We start from the raw sequence: 789 nt of genomic DNA, 5'->3' as shown, positions 1-789 counted from the left end.
CCCCGGCCGACAGCCGACAGCCGACACCGGGGACCGCGCCCGGCCCCGGGCCGCGGTCCCGCACCCCCTCCGAGCACCGATCACCACCGAGGAGCACGAGCGATGCCCCGGCGCTACGACTGCACCGATCTCACCGACCGCGCCCACGGCCTGCGCGAGGCCACCGCCGCAGTGCGCCGCGGTGACCTGGTGGTCCTGCCCACCGACACCGTCTACGGGGTGGGCGCGGACGCCTTCAACCGCAAGGCCGTCGGCGACCTGCTGGAGGCCAAGGGCAGGGGCCGCAACATGCCCTCCCCGGTGCTGGTCGGCTCCCCGAACACCCTGCACGGCCTGGTCACCGGTCTGAACGAGCGGGCGTGGGAGCTGGTGGACGCCTTCTGGCCGGGGGCGTTGACCCTGGTCGCCCGCCACCAGCCGTCCCTGACCTGGGACCTGGGGGAGACCCGGGGCACGGTCGCGGTGCGGATGCCGCTGCACCCCATCGCGCTGGAGCTGCTCAAGGAGTTCGGCCCGATGGCCGTCTCCAGCGCCAACCTCACCGGCCACCCCTCCCCGCAGACCTGCGACGCCGCGATGGACATGCTCGGCGACTCGGTCGCCGTGTACCTCGACGGCGGCCCCACCGCCGACACCGTGCCCTCCTCGATCGTGGACATCACCGGCCCGGTGCCGGTGCTGCTGCGCGCCGGGGCGGTGAGCGCGGAGGAGCTGCGGAAGGTCGTGCCCGATCTGGAGACGGCGCATTGACCGCCCCCACCCTGCCCGGGCTCCCGCCCGGTGCCGCCT

The 789-nt window shown here is 74.9% G+C and carries 1 protein-coding gene; it reads left to right on the top strand.

The window, feature by feature from the left end; all coding sequences use genetic code 11:
- Positions 1 to 102: 102 nt before the first annotated feature.
- Positions 103 to 750 carry an L-threonylcarbamoyladenylate synthase gene (locus FNQ90_RS25500; protein WP_143625355.1) on the top strand — a complete coding sequence of 216 codons (648 nt, stop codon included), beginning with the start codon at positions 103 to 105 and terminating at the stop codon, positions 748 to 750.
- The last annotated feature ends 39 nt before the right edge of the window (positions 751 to 789 follow it).

The sequence above is a fragment of the Streptomyces alkaliphilus genome, from assembly GCF_014141535.1.
Classification (GTDB): domain Bacteria; phylum Actinomycetota; class Actinomycetes; order Streptomycetales; family Streptomycetaceae; genus Streptomyces; species Streptomyces alkaliphilus.
Note: the sequence above shows the minus strand (reverse complement) of the source record. Positions and strands in the feature narration are given on the sequence as shown.

Bases quoted from the DNA above. Each gene is read 5' to 3' on its own strand.
- FNQ90_RS25500 (WP_143625355.1), top strand. From the start codon at position 103: ATGCCCCGGCGCTACGACTGCACCGATCTCACCGACCGCGCCCACGGC.